At 68.3% G+C, this 20,538-nt stretch carries 13 protein-coding genes (1 of these 13 cut by a window edge); 7 read left to right on the plus strand and 6 right to left on the minus strand.

Annotated elements, in window-relative coordinates:
- Nucleotides 1-7,316, plus strand: partial view of a non-ribosomal peptide synthase/polyketide synthase gene (locus PWF70_RS09710; protein ID WP_286352943.1) — the final stretch only. Its footprint begins 15,514 nt before the window's first position; only the last 7,316 of its 22,830 coding nucleotides appear in the window; its start codon lies beyond the left edge, outside the window; its stop codon occupies nt 7,314-7,316.
- Here the strand turns inward: PWF70_RS09710 and PWF70_RS09715 are convergent.
- The 4 genes from PWF70_RS09715 to PWF70_RS09730 all read right to left on the minus strand — a co-directional run bounded on the left by PWF70_RS09715 (nt 7,288) and on the right by PWF70_RS09730 (nt 12,491).
- Nucleotides 7,288-9,663 carry a HelD family protein gene (locus PWF70_RS09715; RefSeq protein WP_035752186.1) on the minus strand — a complete coding sequence of 792 codons (2,376 nt, stop codon included), beginning with the start codon at nt 9,661-9,663 and terminating at the stop codon, nt 7,288-7,290. The two genes, PWF70_RS09710 and PWF70_RS09715, sit on opposite strands and share 29 nt — an antisense overlap.
- The gene (locus PWF70_RS09720; protein ID WP_035752188.1) at nt 9,660-10,316 is read right to left on the minus strand and encodes a hypothetical protein; all 657 of its coding nucleotides are present in this window, start codon (nt 10,314-10,316) and stop codon (nt 9,660-9,662) included. The genes PWF70_RS09715 and PWF70_RS09720 overlap by 4 nt, the downstream gene beginning before the upstream one ends.
- Before the next feature lie 91 nt (nt 10,317-10,407).
- Nucleotides 10,408-11,526, minus strand: coding sequence for a DoxX family protein (locus PWF70_RS09725; RefSeq protein ID WP_035752189.1), 1,119 nt, complete (start codon nt 11,524-11,526; stop codon nt 10,408-10,410).
- A 284-nt stretch (nt 11,527-11,810) separates the two neighbouring features.
- Nucleotides 11,811-12,491: an MBL fold metallo-hydrolase gene (locus PWF70_RS09730; protein ID WP_035752191.1), complete on the minus strand. Its 681-nt coding sequence runs from the start codon at nt 12,489-12,491 to the stop codon at nt 11,811-11,813.
- A gap of 265 nt (nt 12,492-12,756) precedes the next feature.
- Here PWF70_RS09730 and uvrA point away from each other — a divergent pair, with 265 nt between their 5' ends.
- Nucleotides 12,757-15,639, plus strand: a complete 2,883-nt coding sequence (gene uvrA, locus PWF70_RS09735) for an excinuclease ABC subunit UvrA (RefSeq protein ID WP_035752194.1) — start codon at nt 12,757-12,759, stop codon at nt 15,637-15,639.
- An 868-nt stretch (nt 15,640-16,507) separates the two neighbouring features.
- Complete coding sequence (locus PWF70_RS09740) at nt 16,508-17,149, plus strand: TetR/AcrR family transcriptional regulator (RefSeq protein ID WP_035752200.1); 642 nt, start codon at nt 16,508-16,510, stop codon at nt 17,147-17,149.
- A gap of 93 nt (nt 17,150-17,242) precedes the next feature.
- On the opposite strand, the gene PWF70_RS09745 is transcribed toward PWF70_RS09740, so the two are convergent.
- Together PWF70_RS09745 and PWF70_RS09750 are read right to left on the minus strand one after the other, a co-directional pair.
- Nucleotides 17,243-17,557 carry a hypothetical protein gene (locus PWF70_RS09745; protein WP_035752203.1) on the minus strand — a complete coding sequence of 105 codons (315 nt, stop codon included), beginning with the start codon at nt 17,555-17,557 and terminating at the stop codon, nt 17,243-17,245.
- A 33-nt stretch (nt 17,558-17,590) separates the two neighbouring features.
- On the minus strand, nt 17,591-18,016 hold the full coding sequence (locus PWF70_RS09750; protein WP_035752206.1) for a DUF1844 domain-containing protein: 426 nt from the start codon (nt 18,014-18,016) through the stop codon (nt 17,591-17,593).
- A 262-nt stretch (nt 18,017-18,278) separates the two neighbouring features.
- Between PWF70_RS09750 and infC the strand changes: the two genes are divergently transcribed.
- The 4 genes from infC (at nt 18,279) to PWF70_RS09770 (ending at nt 20,528) form a co-directional block, all read left to right on the plus strand.
- Nucleotides 18,279-18,932: a translation initiation factor IF-3 gene (gene infC / locus PWF70_RS09755; RefSeq protein ID WP_075864103.1), complete on the plus strand. Its 654-nt coding sequence runs from the start codon at nt 18,279-18,281 to the stop codon at nt 18,930-18,932.
- 120 nt (nt 18,933-19,052) lie between these two features.
- The gene (gene rpmI, locus PWF70_RS09760) at nt 19,053-19,247 is read left to right on the plus strand and encodes a 50S ribosomal protein L35 (protein ID WP_006360758.1); all 195 of its coding nucleotides are present in this window, start codon (nt 19,053-19,055) and stop codon (nt 19,245-19,247) included.
- Nucleotides 19,248-19,290: 43 nt separating this feature from the next.
- The gene (rplT, locus tag PWF70_RS09765; RefSeq protein ID WP_005178731.1) at nt 19,291-19,671 is read left to right on the plus strand and encodes a 50S ribosomal protein L20; all 381 of its coding nucleotides are present in this window, start codon (nt 19,291-19,293) and stop codon (nt 19,669-19,671) included.
- A gap of 47 nt (nt 19,672-19,718) precedes the next feature.
- Nucleotides 19,719-20,528, plus strand: coding sequence for a TrmH family RNA methyltransferase (locus PWF70_RS09770; RefSeq protein ID WP_006360757.1), 810 nt, complete (start codon nt 19,719-19,721; stop codon nt 20,526-20,528).
- The last annotated feature ends 10 nt before the right edge of the window (nt 20,529-20,538 follow it).

Consider the following 20,538-nt stretch of genomic DNA (forward strand, 5'->3'; position numbering starts at 1 on the left):
GACGTGAACTGGCGGACTTCCTCACGACGCATCGCACCACGCACGCTTTCCTGGTCACCTCGGTGGCCGCCTCACTACCGAACCCTGCGTCGTTGCCGTTCACCGACGTGCTCGTCGGCGGCGAAGCCGTCCCCGACGCCGAGAAGGACCGTTGGGCTGCGCATACCGCCTTCCACAACGGCTACGGACCCACCGAGACGACGATCATCAGCGTCACCTCGCCGGCGATCGGCATCGACGAGCCGGTCCGGTTGGGACGTCCCGTTCCCGGCGCCTCCGCGCACGTCCTCGACGGCCGACTCCATCCGGTGCCGCCCGGCGTCGTCGGCGAGCTGTATCTCGCCGGCGGCGAGCTCGCCCGGGGTTACCACGACCGTCCGGCCCTCACCGCCGAGCGTTTCGTGTCGGCTCCGTTCGGACCACCGGGCAGCCGCATGTACCGCACCGGCGACCTCGTCCGCCGTTCGCGCACCGGCGAACTCACCTATGTGGGGCGCAGCGACTTCCAGGTGAAGCTGCGCGGCCAGCGCCTGGAACTCGGCGAGATCGAGGCGGCGCTGACCGCACATCCGGCCGTCCGCAACGCGGTCGTCATCGGTGTGGGCGACCCCGCCACCGGGCTGGCGGGGTACGTCGAACCCCTCGACCCGAGTGCCGACCTCGACATCGCGGACCTCCGTGAACATCTCGCCGCACAGCTGCCGCCGTACATGGTTCCCGCGAGTCTCTGTGTCCTCGAACAACTCCCGCGCAACCCGGTCGGCAAGATCGACCGGCGGCAGCTGCCGGAGATCGACACCGCCGACGACGCGGCCGGCACCCACGCACCGCCGTCGGGTCACACAGAACGAATCCTCGCCGCGATCGTCGCAGACATCCTCGACCTCGAGAAAGTCTCGGCCACCGCGGATTTCTTCGCCATCGGCGGGAACTCACTGTCGGCGACCCGACTGAGCGCGCGTGCCGGGGACCAGTTCGGCGTCCGCCTGGGTGTCCGCGACATCTTCGAGTCGACCACCGTGCGTCGGCTCGCCCGCCGGATCGAGACCGCCTACGACTCGGAGCCTCCCCGGGCGCCACTGGTCCGGGTCGTCGAGCGCCCGCACCGTATTCCGTTGTCGTATGCGCAGCAACGCATCTGGTTCCTCAACCGCTTCGAGCCGGAGTCGGCCGCCTACACCATCCCGTTGGCCGTCCGGCTACGCGGTCCGCTCGATGGGTCGGCGCTGCGCGACTCCGTCGTCGATGTGCTCGCGCGGCAAGAGATCCTGCGCACCGTCTTCCCGGCCGACGCGGGTGAACCCTTCCAACGGATCCTGGACGTCGACGATGCCCGTGCGGCACTGCGGTGGGAAACCGACACGCTGACCGCCGATTCACTCACCGCCGACGATCTGCCCCTGCTCCTCGGTGAGCCCGGTTTCGACATCACCACCGAGATCCCGCTGCGCGTGCGACTACTGGCAGTAGGAGGCGACGGCACAACCGGTGACGATCACCTCCTCGTCGTCCTCGTCCACCACATCGCGGCCGACGGCGAGTCGATGCGACCGCTGCTGTCCGACCTGTGGACGGCGTACCTCGCGCGTGCCGAGGGACGGCCACCGGCGTTCACCGAGCTCCCCGTCCAGTTCGCCGATCACGCACTGTGGCAACGGCAGACGCTCGGCGACGTCGGAGCCCCGGACTCGGTCCTCGGCAAGCAGGTCGGGTACTGGGTCAACCGGCTGTCGGGCTTGCCCGATCTCCTCCCGCTGCCGACGGATCGCCCGCGGCCACCGGTCGCCTCGCAGCGTGGCGGACGCGTCACCGCGGAGATCCCGACCGGCCTGGCCGCACGGATCTCAGCCTCGTCCCGGCAACGCGGGATCACCGACTTCATGACCATTCATGCGGCCCTCGCAATCCTCCTGGCCCGACTGTCGGCGAGCCGCGACATCGCGATCAGCACGCCGGTCGCCGGGCGTGGCCACGCTCATCTCGACGACCTGGTCGGCATGTTCGTCAACACTCTGGTCCTGCGGAGCGAGGTCGACCCGGCCATCGACGTCCGGGATTTCCTCGACCGCGTCCGCATCGACGACGTCAACGCGCTCGCCCGCGCGGATGTCCCGTTCGACTACCTCGTGGACCGGCTGTCCCCGGCGCGATCCGAGGCCTTCGCCCCGTTGAGTCAGGTGATGTTGTCGGTGCTGCACGGTTCCGGCACTGCCGAGACGGCCGGCGGTGCCGACGAACCGGGCGAACTCCGCCTCGAACCCATCGCGGTCTCCACCGGCACCACCCGGCTGGACATGACCGTGGCCGTCAGCGTCGACCCGGGCGGGTCGTGGCCGGTCGAGATCGTCTACGCCACCGACCTGTTCGACGCGTCGACGATCGAGGTGATGATCACGCGGCTGATCCGGGTGCTCGACGCGCTCGCCGACCCGGAGATCGACGGTCAACCGGTCGGTGAGATCGATCTGGCCGACGATGCCGAGCGCGCGCGGATCGACGAACTGGTCTCCGGCCCGGACCTGTCCGTGCCCTGGTCGACGGTCTCCGAAGCGGTCGACGCCGCGGCGCGACGCGAACCCGACGCGGTGGCGCTGGTGGCGGGGGACCGAACGCTGACGTACGCGGAGTTCACCACCCGGGTGTCCGACTTGGCCCAGCGGCTGGCCGACCACGGCGTGGGGCCGGATGTCGCGGTGGGCGTGTGCATCCCGCGTTCCGTCGAGCTCGTCCTGGCGATCCATGCCGTGGTCGCCGCCGGTGGTGGCTACGTGGTCATCGACCCGGCAACACCGGTGGAACGACTCGCGGCGATGATCGAGGCGGCATCGATCTCGGTGATCCTGACCGCCGACCCCCGGCCCGAGGTCCTCGTCGGCGTCGCGTCGGACCTGCTGGTGGTGGACGCGGCCACCCCGATCGCCGACGGTCACGTCGCTGCCGTGTCGCGCACTGCATTCCGTCGGGCGGTGAACCCGGACAACGCTCTGTACACGTTGTTCACGTCGGGCTCGACGGGAACTCCCAAGGGAGTCACGGTCAGTCACCGGGCAGTCCTCAACCGGCTCGCGTGGATGCACGTCCGGGAACCGCTCGGTGCCGACGACGTGGTGATGCTGAAGACCCCGGCCACCTTCGACGTGTCGGTGCCGGAGTTGTTCGCCCCGCTGATGGCCGGCGCCCGACTGGTGATCGCCGAGGACGGCCGGCACATCGATCCCGCCTATGTCCTCGACGAGGTCCGGCGTCAGCGGATCACGTCGATCCACTTCGTGCCGTCGATGATGGCGGCGTTCGCCGAGTACGTCGGCGACGACCCCGAGCGGCGCGCGGCCCTGGCGACGTTGCGGCGCGTCCACGCCTCTGGCGAGGCGCTGCCCGCCGCCACCGCGCATGCGATGGGTGCGCTCGTCCCGGATGCGGACATCGACAACCTGTACGGGCCCACGGAGGCCGCGGTCGAGGTCACCGCGTACCGCCTCGGCACCGACGAGGTGACGGTGCCGATCGGACGGCCGATCGCGAACACCACGACCTGGGTCCTCGACGACCGGCTGCAACCCGCACCGATCGGGGTGGTCGGCGAACTGTATGTCGGCGGCGGGCAGCTGGCCCGCGGGTACGCCTCCCGCCCGGATCTCACCGCCGAACGATTCGTCGCCGACCCCACCGGCCGCCGGGGTGCCCGGCTGTACCGGACCGGTGACCTGGTCCGATGGAATGCGGCGGGCGAGCTCGAGTACCTCGGCCGCGCGGACTTCCAGGTGAAACTCCGCGGCCAGCGCATCGAGTTGGCGGAGATCGAGTCGATCCTCGCGCAGGTCGACGGCATCACCCACGCCGCGGCGACCGTGCGCAGCGAACCGTCGGGCGAGGTCCTCGTCGGTTACCTCGCCGGCGACGTCGACCTTGATGCAGTACGGGCGCGCGTGGCCGAGACACTGCCGCAGTACATGCGACCGACGCAGTGGGTGATTCTCGACGAGGTCCCGCTGACCTCCACCGGCAAGCTCGATCGTCGTGCCCTGCCCGCGCCGACCGCGGTGTCGGACGAGTTCGTCCCGCCCGCCGATGGGATCGAGCGGGCCCTGGCAGCTGTCTTCGCCGACGTCCTGGCGCTCGACGAGGTATCGGTGACGGTGCCGTTCTTCGACCTCGGCGGGCACTCGCTGGCCGCGATGCGTGTCGTCGCCGGAGTCGCCGAACGGCTCGGGGTGGACATCGACATCCGCGACGTCTTCAGTGCGCCGACCGTACGAGAACTCGCCCGCACGCTGACCCAGCGGAGGCTGTCCGCGCAGCCGTTGAATCGCCGCCGACGCCCGGAGCGGATTCCGCTGTCGTTTGCGCAGCAACGGATCTGGTTCATCAACCAGTTCGACGTGGCGTCGCCGGTGTACAACATGCCCGTCGCCTTCGATGTCCTCGGCGACCCGGATCCCGCCGCGATGCGGGCGGCCTTGCTCGACGCCATCGCCCGACACGAACCGCTGCGCAGCGTCTATCCGATGACGGCCGACGGGACACCGGTACAGCTCGTCCTCGACCCATCCGATGCCGCGACCCGTCTGCGGTGGGACGAGACGACCGACCCCGATGCCGTGATGGCCGTCTGCGCCGAGGGATTCGACGTCACCGTCGACCTCTCGGTGCGCGCGGCGATGTCACCCATCGACGGCGGTTACCGCGTCGTCGTGGTGATCCACCACATCGCCGGTGATGCCGCCTCCCTGCAGATCCTTACCGAAGAACTGCTGGTTGCCTACCAGATGCGAAGGGCGGAAACGGATCTTCCCGCACCGGAGCCCCTCCCGGTGGGTTACGCCGACCACACGCTCTGGCAGCGCGAGACACTCGGCGACCTCGACGACCCGACCTCGCTGATGGCTGCCCAGTACGACTACTGGTCGACGGTGCTCGACGGCGTCCCCGCGGCACTCGACCTTCCGACGGACCGGCCGCGACCACCCGTGATCGACCACCGGGGCGGACGACTGCCGATCGAACTCGGACCCGAACGCAGTGTCGCGGTCGCCCGCACCGCACGGGCGTCCGGGCTGACGCCGTTCATGGTGTGCCACGCCGCATTCGCCGCCGCGCTGGCCAGACTCGCCGACGTCGACGACGTGAGTGTCGGTGCTGCCGTGTCGGGCCGTGGGCAGGCCGCGACAGCGCGCATGATCGGCATGTTCATCAACACCGTCGTCCTGCGCACGAAGATCGGTGCCGACGACACCGTCGCCGATCTGCTCGAACTGGTACGCGAGACCGACGCATCCGCATTCGCCCACGCGGACATCCCGTTCGAGACGCTCGTCGAACGCCTCGCGCCCGTCCGGTCCACCGCGCACGCCCCGCTCGTGCAGGTCATGATCAACTACCTGGCCGACGCCTCTGCAGGGCAGGTCGACCAGCCGCCGGCACCGTCGGAGATCGCGAACGGACTGCGGGTACAGCCGGTGGACCACGGGCCTCCGCCGGCCAAGGTCGACCTCACCCTCGGGCTCGTGGAGACGACCACCCCCGACGGGATCGTCATCACCGGTGAGATCGACTATGCGGCGGCACTCTTCGAACCGCAGACGGTTTCCGTGTTCCGCGATGTCTTCCACCGGATCATCGATGCGATCACCGCGGACGAACCGACCACCACAGTGCTGGGTGAGATCGAGCTGGTGACCGAGAACGATCGCCGCCGACTCGGTGCTGTGGACGCACCGGGCGCGGCCGTCGTCGACACCGCCGGGCGGGCGTTGCCGCCTCGAATCCCCGGTGAACTGCGCACCGACGATCCCTCGACCGGCGTGCTCGCACGGTGGCTGGATGGTGATGGGGAGCCGCGGATCGAGGTCCTCGGCCGCCTCGATCGTCAGGTCCGGGTCGGCGGGTTGCGCGTCGATCTCGACTTGGTCGAGACGACACTCGCCGAACTCGGTGGTGTGCGAGCGAGTGGCGTCGTCGCTGTCCAGAACGGCGACGATGTCGAGATCCACGGGTGGGTGAGCGTCGACTCCGAGGGGATCACCACAGACGACCTTCGCCGCGCCGCCGTCGAAGTGATTGCACCGCATTGTGTTCCGTCGGTTCTGACCATCGTCGACGAGGTCCCGGTCGGGGACGACGGACGACCCGACCATGCGCGGATGTCGACGATGATCGGCGAAACCGCTCACGACGCACACGTCGCGGATCAGCCGGTGGCGCCGGCCGGGAAGTGGGAGGTGCTCGTCGCCGAGTGCATGACCGAGGTCACCGGCGTCGCGGTCACGAGCGCAGTGCAGGGATTCTTCGACGTCGGCGGGACGTCGCTGTCCGCGGTCCGTCTCGTCGCCGAACTACGCCGCCGCACGGGTATTTCGGTCGAGGTCGCCTGGGTGTTCGCCGGACCGACGCCTCGCGACCTCGGTGCGCGGCTGGCTGCACACCTCCAATCGGAAGCCGCCGGAGCGGATACGTCCGATCCGACGAACGGCGGCGTCGTCGTACCGCTGCGCCGGGAGGGCTCACGGAACCCGGTGTTCTGTGTGCATCCCGCCGACGGGTTGGCGTGGTTGTTCGCTGGTCTCGCACCCCATCTCGACGACCGGCCGGTGTACGGAATCCAGGACCCGTACGTGGTGGCCGGCGATCTCCCCGACGCCACGGTGCACGATCTCGCCGTGCGCTACGTCGACGAGATCCGACGCATCGCGCCCGCGGGGCCGTACCACCTGCTGGGGTGGTCGATCGGTGGCCTGATCGCACAGGAGATGGCCGTCGAACTGCGGTTGCGCGGCGAGGACGTCGGATTCCTGGGTCTGCTCGACAGTTATCCGGCCGACGACGTCGAGCCGGCGACGAGTTGGACGGACGAGGGGGAGATGTCGATGGACATCGACGCCCGGGAGTTGGCCTCGGAGTTGCTGGGCGGCTGGCGTGAGGTCGTCGGCGTCGATGAGCTCGTCGACCCCGACGATCCGGGATCGGTTGCGCCGGAAGCGATCGCCGCCGCGGTCCGGGACAAGGTCACCGGACTCGGGTTGCTCGATGCGGAGTCGTTCGATCGGATGCTGAAGCGTATGACGAGTTCTGCCGAACGCACCATCTCGCACCGGCCGCGGCCGTACGACGGCGACACCATGCTCATCGTCGCCGCCGACAGCGTCACCGAGGAATCGGCGGATGCGGGCCCGCGCCGCTGGGCGCCCTACCTGGGCGGTGGCATCACCCGGATCGACATCGACACCGACCATCTCGGCATCGTCGGCAGCGATGCGCTGTCGGAGTTCGGGCCGCGGATCGACGCGGCGCTCAGCGACTTGGAGTCGCGGCGTCGGTGACGGCCGGAAGGTCCGCGAGCACCGCAGGCAGCGCCTCGTCGTGCACGATGACGAGTCGCTGGGTGGCACGGGTCAACGCGACGTACAGGTCGCTGAGACCGCGCGGTGACTGGGCGATGATCGCGGCCGGTTCGACCACGATCGTGGTGTCGAACTCCAGACCCTTGCAGGTGCGGACCGTGTAGACCTTCGGGGCATCGACGCCCTTCGCGTCGAATGCGTCCGGGTCCAGAGCGGCGTTCACCGCATCGACCAGCGTGTCCGGGACCACGACGGCCGTGAGTCCCTGGGGTTCGGCGAGGTCGACGGCGCGGAGGACGCCGGCCGAGATGCCCTCCGCGTCACCGGTGTCGCCCACCGCGATCGCCACCGGTTCGATACCGTTGCTGCGCAACGACGTCGGCGCGGTCTCCCCGTTGCCGATCTCGTCGAGAACACGAGCGGCGTACGTCATGATCTCGCTGGGCGTGCGGTAGTTCACCGACAGTTCCTTGAACTGCCAGCGCTTGGCGACGTACGTCTCGAGCACCTCACCCCACGACCGGGTGCCCGCCTCGTCTGAGGTCTGCGCGGTGTCGCCGATGATGGTCATCCACCGGTTCGGGATGCGGCGCATCACCATTCGCCACGCCATCGGCGAGAGTTCCTGGGCCTCGTCGACGATCACGTGCCCGAAGGTCCAGGTGCGGTCGCCGTAGGCGCGTTCGGCGGTGGTGGCGCGGCGGGTCTCGGTCTGACGCGACGCCAGCTGTTCGGCGTCGATCAGGTCGTAGGCCATCAGGATCTCGGGATCGAGCTCGTCCTCGAGATCCTGTGGGGCCGAACCCGTCAAGATGTCGAGCGCATCCTGCGCCTCGGCGAGCTGGCGACGCCAGCGTGCGCGTTCGGCACGTTCGGCGTCGTCGGTGCCGTAGCCGATGAGTTCGGCCAGCTCGTCGAGGAGCGGCACGTCGGCGGGGGAGAAGTCGTCCCCGGTGGTCGAGTAGGTGCGCGGTTCCCGCAGCAGCGCCGCACGGTCGGCGTCGGACCAACCGGGTGTGGTCTTACGGATCGCCCGTTCGTCGGTGAGCAACTCGCGCAGCATGTCCTGCGGCGTCAGCGTGGGCCAGAACTTCAGCAGCGCCGCACGGATGTCGGGATCGTGGCTCATCTCGTCGCGGATGTCGGCGATGTCGGCGGGGCTCAGGAGCTGCGAACCGTCGAGCAGGCTGGAACCGATGGTCGAGGCATGACGTCGGGCGAGCTCGGCGAGACCGGCCTTGAGGAAGGCGTTCTGGGACTGGTTGTGCGCGCGACGTGTCGAACGGGCCTTGGCCCGTGCTGCCTTGACCAGTTCGGAGTCGATCTCGACCCGGTAGCTGTCGAAATCCACCGGCTCCGGCCGGGACGGCAACGACTGCTTGGCCCGCACCGCACGTTTGAGGACGTCGACCATCCGGAGGCCGCCCTTGACGCCGGTGGTGACCCGCGCGTCCTCGCTACGGGCCCGGACACCGGGGAACAGGTCGCCGATCGTCGAGAGCAGGACACCGGACTCGCCGAGGGACGGCAAGACCTGACCGATGTAGCTGAGGAAGTCGTCGTTCGGTCCGATGATGAGAATGCCGCTGCGCGAGAGGATCTCACGATGCGTGTAGAGCAGGTACGCGGCGCGGTGCAGCGCCACGGCCGTCTTGCCGGTTCCCGGCCCGCCCTGGATGACCGTCACGCCTCGGTGCGTCGACCGGATGATGAGGTCCTGCTCCCGCTGGATGGTCTCGACGATGTCGGTCATCTCGCCGGTACGCGCCGCGTTGAGGGCGGCGACGAGAGCGGATTCGTTGACGACGTCGCCGTGACCGAAGTCGTCGAGCAGGGCGTCGCCTGCGGTCAGCGATTCGTCGCTGACCCCGCGGACCTTGCGGCTGCGGGTGCGGATGTGGCGACGGCGGGCGACATCCTCGGGGGCAGCCGGCGTGGCCAGGTAGAAGGGACGTGCGAGTGGTGCGCGCCAGTCGAGCAGCAGCGTCGCGTCGGTCGCGGTGTGGTCGTGAGTACCGTCGTCGCCCAGGCCGTCGTCGAGCACACCGATACGGCCGATCCGCCGGATCTCGCCGTCGTCGAGGTCGAGGCGCCCGAAGTACAGATTGTGTTCGGCGGCATCGAATTTCGCGAGGTCCTCGTTGTACATCCGCTCGTAGGACTCGCGCTCCGAGAGCGCCTGCGGGGTTTCGCCGCGCTCGCTGAGGGTCGAGGACAGGCGACGCTGCGTGGTCCGGCGCATCCGGTCGAGACGGCCGTAGACGCGGTCGAGATGTTCCTGTTCCTCGCTGATCCGAGGGTCGGTGTCGGGGGACAGTGCGGTCACGCCACAACTCCTCGCGCATTGACGGGCCACGCCGACCGTGACAGTCCGGCAGCTCTGATCAGTCCAGTGACCCGGGTCGCGTGATCCGCGATCGCCAGGCGAGCGCAGACCTCGGCCGCCGAGCCGTGTAGATCGGGGTCGCCGAGATGTCGCGCCAGCCACCCGAAGACACCCGCCTGGCTGCCGAACGGCAATGGCGTCCCGGCCGAGGGGTCGGCCAGGACTCCGTGACGCGACACGTAGATGTCGAACTCGTCCGGAGAGGCGGGACCGTCGGCGGGCAGCCGAGGTTCACCGAGAATGAGGGGATGGTCGTGCGTGTTCACTGTCCGTCGATCGTAGTTGGGTTCGGTGAGATCCAGCGCCTCGGTCTGCCGGGGTGAGAGCCAGGCGGCCACCGCCTCCAACGAGCCGTGACCTGTGTGAACGGGTGCCGCGGGCACGTATCCACGTGCCGCGACGTGTGCGGAATGGCCGACTGTGATGTTGGCGACCCGCACCGGCGTCAGATGCAGGACGCCGGCGGGGTCGAGGTGACCGAGCTTGCGGCGCAACACGCTCGGCGCCGCGTTCGAGCCGACCGCGACCACCAGACGCGTACCGGCTGGGGGAGCAGTCGGCGGGTCCCGCTCGACCACAACGGACGCGGACACCCAGGGATAGTTCTCTGGTGGGTGTGCCGCGTCCGTGTGGTGGTCGGTGGTGCTCAGCGTCGTACTCGCATCCGGCTACCGGGCAGGACGGTCAGCCGCGCGCCTTGCGCCAGCGCTTGCGGCCCTCGTCTGCGGTGTACGCCGCGGTCTCCTCGGCAGCGGCCGCGAGATGGCGGGCGGACTCGGCGAGCTCGGCCGACCGGGCGCGCGCGAGTTCGGCGAATTCGGCCGAGCGGTCCCGTGCAATGTCGGCGAACTCGGCCGAACGGTCGCGGGCCACGTCGGCGAACTTCGGAGCGTTCTTCGCCGCCTGCTTCTTGGCCTTCTTCGCGCGCTTCTGCGCCTGCTTGGCCAGCTTCGGTCCCCGCTTGCGGGCGGTCTCGGCCAGTTCCGACGATCGATCGAGTGCGGCGTCGGCCAGGGTCGACGAGCGGACCAGGGCAGCGTCGGCGAGCACAGGTGCACGATCGCGCAGACGGTCGGCGACCTCGGCCGCGGTGTCGGCGGCCCGCTCCGCGATCTCGAGCGACCGCTTCTGCGCGGACTCGGCCAGTTCAGGAGCGTGCTCGCGGAACTTGGCGGCGGCCTCGGCCGTCCACTCCGCGGAACGCTCCGACAGGACGTGTGCACCCTTGCTCAGAAGGTCACCGGCTTCAGCTGACCGCTCGCCGACGATCTCGGCGCCCTCATGGCCGCGCTCGACGAGGGTGTCCCAGGTGGAGTGGCCGGCGGCGGCGCCGATCGGGAGTGCCGCGGCGACGGCACTGGCCTTCTGCTTGCCACGCCACGCGAGCGACGGCTTGCCCTCGGTGTCCACCGCGGCCAGCAGAACGCCGCCGAGGAGACCGATGTTCCTGATGAACGCGTCGCGCTGGGCTTCCTTGCGGACCGGGTCGGCCTCGTTCCAGAAGTCCGTGCCGGCGGCCGTCGTCGGGATCAGGGTTCCGGCCAGCACGACCGAGGCGAGGCGCGGGAATTTGCCGGTCGCCAGCAGGATGCCGCCACCGATCTGTGCCGCGGCGTTGATCTGCACCAAGGTCTCGGTGTTCTCCGGGACCTTGTCTGCGACCTCCGGCGGCAGTGCGGTGCGCGCCTTGTCGACGAGCGGCGCCGCGGACTGCGCGATCGGTTTCGGGCTCCGAATGGCGTCGACGCCACTGGCGACGAACGCAGACGCAAGGAGCGGGCGGGCGATACGGCGGAGAATCATCGGTCACAACCTTCTTCGATCGAGTGCGGTTCGAGATCCGTCGGGATACAGCGCATTTGTGGCCTGATCAACGCTACCCGCCCTTCGGATACATGCAGGTGAATCGACTCTTCGTGATCCGTTCGGGAACTTCGGGACTGCCGAGGTCACGATCGGTAGAGCGTTTCCGATGTCAGGTATCCGCAGAGGCCCACGCCCAAACCTGCGCAAACCCACCCCTTTTCCGTAGACCCGCCCGCCCTCGCGGGGGAGCGTTTACGGAAAGAGGGTGGGGTTGCGGGACGTCACCAGCCGCGTTCGCGCCACTCCTGCAGCGACGGACGCTCGGCGCCCAAGGTGGTGTCCTTGCCGTGTCCGGGATAGACGACCGTCGAGTCGCCGAAGCGGTCGAACACCTTGGTGGAGACGTCTTCGATGAGGGTCTCGAAGTCCTCGGACTTCCAGGTCTTGCCGATGCCACCGGGGAACAGGCAGTCGCCGGTGAACAGGTGGACGGTGTCGCCGTCGGTCAGGGCGAGGGCGATGGAACCGGGGGTGTGGCCGACGAGGTGGATCGCCTCGAACCGGAGGTCGCCGACCTCGATCACGTCACCGTCGTCGACGAGACGGTCGGGGGTGACCGGCAACTCGGGGGCGTCGAATCGGCCGGCCGCGGTGGGGACGCCGGTGTGTTCGCTCACCGCGGCCAGTGCCTGCACATGGTCGAAGTGCTGGTGCGTCGTGAAGATCAGTGCGGGCTTCCCGCCGATGGCGTCGAGAGTGGCGATGATCGTGTCCGCGTCGTTGGCGGCGTCGATGATCAGCTGGTCGCCGGTGGCCTTCGAGGTCACCACGTACACATTGTTGTCCATCGATCCGACGGACAGCTTGACGATGGTGGCCGAGTCGAGGGTGCGTCGCTGCGGGGTCTTCGACTCGGAGAGATCGCCGGTGTAGGAGTCGCTGATCGGTGTCGATGAGGTCATGCGACAAGGCTATGACACCGCTCGGCCGGTGTGTGACGCTCGCGACGGTCGGGCGTGGACGGGGCGCGGGTATCGTGGAACATCGGTCCGATGGTGTATGTGCGGATGGCGAGACCGATCGTCCGGCGCTCGGGCCTCGAATCCCATCCGGGCCGACGCTCACGGAACACAATTGTCGGTGCCTGTCGTTACGGTGCCCATGCGCCACCCGTGCGCCCCGGTGAGTTTGAGAAGACTCTGACTCGAGAAGAATGTTAGGACTGCAGTGGTTGATCGTCTGATCGTCCGAGGTGCCCGCGAACACAACCTGCGGGGCATCGATGTCGACCTCCCTCGGGACAGCCTCATCGTGTTCACCGGGTTGTCGGGATCGGGCAAGTCGTCCCTCGCCTTCGACACGATCTTCGCCGAGGGCCAGCGTCGCTACGTCGAGTCGCTCTCGGCGTACGCCCGGCAGTTCCTCGGTCAGATGGACAAGCCCGACGTCGACTTCATCGAAGGTCTTTCGCCGGCAGTGTCCATCGACCAGAAGTCGACCAACCGCAACCCGCGGTCGACGGTCGGCACCATCACCGAGGTCTACGACTACCTCCGTCTGCTCTACGCCCGCGCGGGTAAGGCGCACTGTCCGATCTGTGGCGAGGCGATCGCCAAGCAGACGCCGCAGCAGATCGTCGACCAGGTCCTCGCCATGGAGGAGGGCACCCGGTTCCAGGTCCTCGCCCCGGTGGTCCGCACCCGCAAGGGCGAGTTCGTCGACCTGTTCGCCGAACTCCAGACGCAGGGCTTCTCCCGTGCCCGGATCGACGGCGTCGTCCACCAGCTGACCGATCCGCCGAAGCTGAAGAAGCAGGAGAAGCACGACATCGAGGTCGTCGTCGACCGCCTCGTCGTGAAGGCCAGTGCCAAGCAGCGCCTCACCGATTCGGTCGAGACCGGTCTGCGTCTCGCCGACGGCATCATCGTGCTCGACTTCGTCGACCTCGAGGAGGACGACCCGAACCGCGAGCGCCGGTTCTCCGAGAAGATGGCGTGCCCCAACGCCCACCCGATCGCCATCGACGACCTCGAGCCGCGTTCGTTCTCGTTCAACTCGCCGTACGGTGCCTGCCCCGAATGCGACGGCCTCGGTGTGCGCAAGGAGGTCGACGAGGAACTCGTCGTGCCCGACCCCGAGATGACCCTCTCCGAGGGTGCGATCGCGCCGTGGTCGACCGGACACAACGCCGACTACTTCCTGCGCCTGATGTCCGGCCTGGCCGACCAGATGGGCTTCGACGTCGACACCCCGTGGAAGAAGCTGCCGGTCAAGGCGCGTCGCGCGTTGCTCAACGGCAGCGACCACCAGGTGCATGTGAAGTTCCGCAACCGCTACGGACGCACCCGCTCGTACTACACCGAGTTCGAGGGCGTCATGTCGTTCCTCGCCCGGCGGATGGACCAGACCGAGTCCGAGCAGATGAAGGAACGCTACGAGGGGTATATGCGTGACGTCCCGTGCCCCGCCTGCCAGGGCGCGCGCCTGCGTCCGGAGATCCTCGCGGTCACCCTCGACCATCCCGAGTACGGCCCGAAGTCGATCGCCGAGGTCTGTGCGCTCTCGGTGGCCGACTGCGCGGACTTCCTCGACAACCTCCACCTCGACGAGCGTCAGGCCGCGATCGCCGGCCGGGTGCTCAAAGAGGTCCAGGCACGTATCCGATTCCTGCTCGACGTCGGCCTGGAGTACCTGTCGCTGTCGCGTGCGGCCGGGTCGCTGTCGGGTGGTGAGGCCCAGCGCATCCGCCTCGCGACGCAGATCGGTTCCGGACTCGCAGGCGTCCTCTACGTCCTCGACGAGCCGTCGATCGGTCTGCACCAGCGCGACAACCGTCGACTGATCGAGACCCTCACCCGACTCCGCGACCTGGGCAACACGCTGATCGTCGTCGAGCACGACGAGGACACCATCCGGTCCGCCGACTGGATCGTCGACATCGGTCCACGGGCCGGTGAACACGGCGGTCACGTCGTGCACAGCGGCAGCTACAAGGATCTGCTGAAGAACCGGAAGTCGCTGACCGGTGCGTACCTGTCCGGCCGGGACTCGCTGCCGATCCCGGAGATCCGCCGGCCGATCGACCGCAAGCGTCAGCTGACCGTCGTCGGTGCGCGTGAGCACAACCTGCGCGGGATCGAGGTGTCGTTCCCGCTCGGCGTGATGACGGCAGTGACCGGTGTGTCAGGTTCCGGCAAGTCGACGCTGGTCAACGACATCCTCGCGACCGTGCTCGCCAACAAGCTCAACGGCGCGCGTCAGGTGCCCGGCCGCCACACGCGGATCAAGGGACTCGACAACCTCGACAAGCTCGTGCAGGTCGACCAGTCGCCGATCGGACGCACCCCGCGCTCCAACCCGGCGACCTACACCGGCGTCTTCGACAAGATCCGCACCCTCTTTGCGGCCACGACCGAGGCCAAGGTTCGCGGCTACCAGCCGGGCCGGTTCTCGTTCAACGTCAAGGGTGGCCGCTGTGAGGCCTGCGCCGGCGAGGGCACGATCAAGATCGAGATGAACTTCCTGCCGGACGTCTACGTACCGTGCGAGGTGTGCCACGGTGCCCGCTACAACCGCGAGACCCTCGAGGTCCACTACAAGGGCAAGACGATCGCCGAGGTCCTCGACATGCCCATCGAGGAGGCCGCGGACTTCTTCGAGCCGGTCACCTCGATCCACCGCTACCTCAAGACCCTCGACGATGTCGGCCTCGGATATGTCCGCCTCGGACAGCCGGCACCGACGCTGTCGGGAGGTGAGGCGCAGCGCGTGAAGCTGGCTGCCGAGCTGCAGAAGCGCTCGATGGGCCGCACCGTCTACATCCTCGACGAACCGACCACCGGCCTGCACTTCGAGGACATCAAGAAGCTCCTCGCGGTGATCAACGGTCTCGTCGACAAGGGCAACACGGTCATCACCATCGAGCACAACCTCGACGTCATCAAGACGGCCGACTGGGTCATCGACATGGGACCCGAGGGCGGCAGCGGCGGCGGCACGGTCGTCGCCGAGGGCACACCCGAGGACATCGCGGTCGCGCCCGGAAGCCACACCGGCAAGTTCCTGTCCGAGATCCTCGAGGTCGACGAGACGGTCGCCTCGGCGGGCTGATCGAATTCACGCAGAGTCGCCACTTCCGGTGCGGCAGCGCCATTTACAGTTGGCGAGGCTGCTCGGAGGTGGCGATTCTGCGTTCGGGTCAGGCAGGCGCGGGTACGGGCGGGCCGGTTGGGGGCGGGGAGATCCTCGGTCCGCGCGTCGTCGGGTTCGGGTGTGCTGAGCACCGCGCCCCTCGCCACGCCGATGCCCAGCAGGATGTAGAAGACCGCGACGCCCGCGACGCCGGGGAACAGGAGCGTCATCTGGACATCCCGGGTCACGAGGAGCAGGGGTACCGCGAGGCCGCCCGCGATCCCGCCGACGATGCCCGGGATAGCGACGAGCGCCCACAGCGACCGACGTCGGGTGGCGGTGATCGCGACCACGAGTGCCAGCAGTGCCGATCCGAATCCGAAGACGGGCCCCGAGTACACCGCCAGGACCTCGTGGGTGCGCGTGATGGGCGCCGCCTCGCCGGCTCTCAGGGCGTCCAGTTCGAGCTTCGCGGCGATGTGCGGGACGTACTCGATGGTCGCGAGCGCCGCCCCGACCGCCGCCACCACGAGATACGGGGTGACCTTCGCCGGTCGGACGCCCGAACGTGCCAGGGCAATCAGCGACGCCGCGATGATCGCGGTTCCGACCAGGGCGATCGTGTGGGTCGGCACCCAGGTCGGGTCTTCCAGCATTCCGATGACATGACTCTCGGGAGAGTCCATCGGGCCGTGCGGATGTGAGGCCCCGCCGACGCAGACGAGCAATCCGCCGAGTGCGAGCCCATATCCGGAGAGTTTGGAATTCTTCATCAGTGGTCCTAGATTGGGTGAGTCGTACACGGTTGATTGAGTCTGACTCACTGAATATAGGGGAGGTCGCACCGATGGGACAAGGGAAACGCACATACTCGTCGCCGCGTCGTGAGGCCCAGGCGCGTGAGACCCGTGCGCGACTCGCGGCCGAGGCTCGTCGACTGTTCGCCGAAAAGGGTTGGAGCAAGACCACTCTCAAGGAGGTCGCGAAAGCCGCGGGGGTCGCCGAGCCGACCGTCTATGCGGTCTTCGGCAACAAGGCCGGTCTCGCGACCGCGCTCGTCGATCTCGTCGACGAGGAGGCCGACGTGCCGCAGCTGGTGGCGGAGTTGCAGGCGCCCGGTGTGTCGCCGCGGCAGCAGATCGGGGCCATGGTCCGTCATCGGCGACGCATGTTCGACGGTCCGGGCGACATCGTCGCGCTGCTCTACGAGGGCAGTCTCACCAACGACGTGCTCGCCACCGCTTACCGCGACGGCGAGGGTCGCGGCGATGACGGGCGCCGTCGGATCTTCACGGGTTGGCCGGCCGGAACCCTCCGCGGGGGCATCGACGTCGACACGGCGTGCGACGTGTGTTCGCTCGCGTTCGGTCACGAGACCTGGACACACCTCGCGAACAGGGGGTGGAACTCGGAGCGGATCGAGCAATGGGTTGTCGACCTGCTGTGCCGGGAGCTGTTGAGCAACGAGGCCGGCGCTGCCACGTCCTGACGAGAATCGCCACTTCCGTTGCAGCGGAGCTACTTACAGGTAGCGCATCTGGGCGGAGGTGGCGATGTGCGATGTCGGGGAGTGGGTGTACTCCTACTTGCCCATCGATTTCCGGATCTCCTCGAGGCGCTTCTTCGCGGCCTCGTCGCGCTTGCGCATCATCTCGTCGACGCTCTGCCCCTCGGCACTCGCCTCGGCGAGCTCCTGGGAGCCGATCGCGGTGGTGATGCGGTTCTCGATCTTGTCGCGGACGAAGTCGAAGGTCGGGACACCGCTGTCGGTGTAGTCGGGATCGGGCAGGGTTCCCGGCACCGGCCCGGTGTACACGATCTCGGCGTCGATGGTGTCGTCCGACGAGGCGCTTTCCGACGCTGTGCTCGTCGGGTCGGATTCTCCGGGATTCGTCATGTGACCAGGGTAGAGCGGCGCGGGGCCGCGGTCCTACTTCTTCGGGGCGCGGACCGGACCGGTGTACTTCTCGCCGGGACCCTCGCCGGGCTCGTCGGGGTAGGCGCTGGCCTCGCGGAAGGCGAGCTGCAGGCCCTTGAGGCCGTCGCGGATGGGTGCGGCGTGGATGCCCAGGTCAGCCTTCGACGCGTCGACAAGACCGGCCAGCGCGGTGATGAGGGTCCGGGCCTCGGGCAGGTCGATCCGGTCTTCGGAGGTGCCCTCGGCCAGGCCGAGCTTCTCGGCGGCGGCACTCATGAGCATCACGACGGAACGGGTGATGACCTCGATGGCCGGAATATCTCCCAGGTCACGGACGTTGTCGCGGTCAGTGCGTGCCGCATCATCGATGTCGGCGCCACTACCCGTCGCACCCTCCTGGGGTGTCGGTGCTGGTGACGAATTGGGGTTCTCGGCCATGGCTGTTAGACTCCCATAGCACGACCGCCCTGGTATGCGCCGGGGTCGTAAGTGGAGTTCCGCTCCCACCGTTCGACGCAGTGCTCGCCCCGCGAGATCACCGCAGTTGTACGGTCCGGTTCACGCCGATCGTCGCAGATCGCATCCTCGTCGATGCGACCGGCGACATCGGCCGCGCTGTGCCCTTGGGCGCAGTAGGAGAATCGGTCGGTATCGGAGCCCCGCGGACAACTGTCCCGGGGCTCGTTTGCTGAGGTTTGCGCTGTTCTCCTGCACACGACCCTCGCCACGACGCGACGGTTACCACTGCAGGATTGAACTAGGAGGCCCCATCAGCACTGAGACCCGCATCAACGAGCGCATCCGCGTCCCTGAGGTCCGACTCGTCGGACCCAACTCGGAGCAGGTGGGCATCGTGCGTGTTGAAGATGCGCTTCGCTTGGCTTATGAAGCCGACCTCGACCTCGTCGAGGTGGCTCCCGACGCCCGTCCGCCGGTATGCAAGATCATGGACTACGGCAAGTTCAAGTACGAAGCGGCCCAGAAGCAGCGCGAATCGCGTCGCAATCAGCAGATGACCGTCATCAAGGAGCAGAAGCTCCGACCCAAGATCGACGACCACGACTACGAGACCAAGAAGGGTCACGTCGTCCGGTTCCTCGAGGCGGGGTCAAAGGTGAAGGTGACCATCATGTTCCGCGGCCGCGAGCAGTCCCGTCCTGAGCTCGGCTACCGCCTGTTGCAGCGCCTGGGCAACGATGTCGCCGACTACGGCTTCGTCGAGACCTCGGCCAAGCAGGACGGTCGCAATATGACGATGGTCCTCGCCCCGCACAAGGGCGCGAAGACCCGCCAGAAGGCGCAAGAGAGCCGCGAACGTTCCGGCGGCCCGAAGAACGCGCCGGACGAGAGCTGAGCCGTTCGGCCGGACGCAGGCGAAGGCCCCGTCCCGGCCGAGATCACGAGACGTGAACCCGGATGCCAGCCGGACCTGATCAGGTTCGGCTGCCGGAGTTCGCCCGACAGAAGGAAAGACATGCCTAAGAGCAAGACCCACAAGGGCACCGCGAAGCGATTCAAGGTGACCGGCAGCGGCAAGATCGTCCGTCAGAAGGCCAACCGCCGCCACCTGCTGGAGCACAAGCCCTCCAAGCGCACCCGTCGTCTCGACGGCACCACCGTCGTCAGCGAGAACGACGCCCCTCGCATCAAGCGCCTGCTGAACATCTGACGCGCGCGAACCCTGACCTCTGACAAGCAAAAGGATTTAACACATGGCACGCGTGAAAAGGGCAGTGAACGCCCAGAAGAAGCGTCGGTCCACCCTCGAGGCCTCGAAGGGCTACCGCGGCCAGCGGTCGCGCCTCTACCGCAAGGCCAAGGAGCAGCAGCTCCACTCGATGACCTATGCCTACCGGGACCGTCGCGCCCGCAAGGGTGAGTTCCGGAAGCTGTGGATCGCGCGTATCAACGCTGCGGCCCGCGCCAACGACATCACCTACAACCGCTTCATCCAGGGCCTCAAGGCCGCTGGTGTCGAGGTCGACCGCAAGGTGCTCGCCGACATCGCGGTGACCGATCCCGAGGCCTTCACCGGCCTGGTCGAGGTCGCCCGCAAGGCCCTGCCGGCCGACGTCAACGCCCCGGCTGCCTGATTGCGCCACACCACACACGACCCGCGAGTCGCCCGAGGGATGATCCGATGACGGAGATCCTGTCCGAGCGATCCTCGCGGGTCGTGTCGTATGCGAAGCTCCATCGCGCTGCCGAGCGGCGTGAGCAGGGGCGTTTCCTCGCCGAGGGGGCCAACTCGGTGTCCTCGGCTCTCGCGGTCGACCGCGCCGAGGTGGTGCTGGTCGCCGACGAGGACCAGCTCCGGCATCAGGGGATCACCGCCGCCGCGGAGGCGGCCGGCGTCCCGGTTCTCGTGATCTCCGCCCGTGCGGCGTCGAAGCTCGCGGAGACCTCGACCCCGCCCGGGATCTTCGCTGTCTGCCCGCTCCTCGACGTGCCGCTCGAGGCCGTCCTCGCCGACGAGCCGCGGCTCCTCGCGATCGCCGTCGAACCGCGGGAACCCGGCAACGCCGGAACCCTCATCCGATGCGCCGACGCGATGGGCGCCGATGCGGTCGTGCTGCTCGGTGACGCCGTCGATCCCCACAACGGCAAGTGCGTCCGCGCGAGCGCCGGGAGCGTGTTCACCGTGCCGGTGGTGCGTCAGCGCGCCCTGACCGAGGGTCTCGACGCCATCGCCGGCGCCGGCATCTCGCTGCTCGCGACGGCCGCCGACGGCGAGGTGAACCTCGATCACGCCGCCGAGGTGTTGTCCGGCCGGGTCGGCTGGCTCTTCGGTAACGAGGCCCACGGCCTGTCCGCCGACATCCAGGCGGCCGCCGACCACCGGGTGTCCATCCCCATCCGCGGTCGCGCGGAGAGTCTCAACGTCGCCGCCGCGGCAGCGATCTGTCTGTACGAGAGTGCGCGTGTCCACAATGCGGTGGGTCGCGGCTGACAGCTGTCCG

The sequence above is a fragment of the Gordonia sp. Swx-4 genome, from assembly GCF_030316175.1.
GTDB lineage: Bacteria > Actinomycetota > Actinomycetes > Mycobacteriales > Mycobacteriaceae > Gordonia > Gordonia alkanivorans.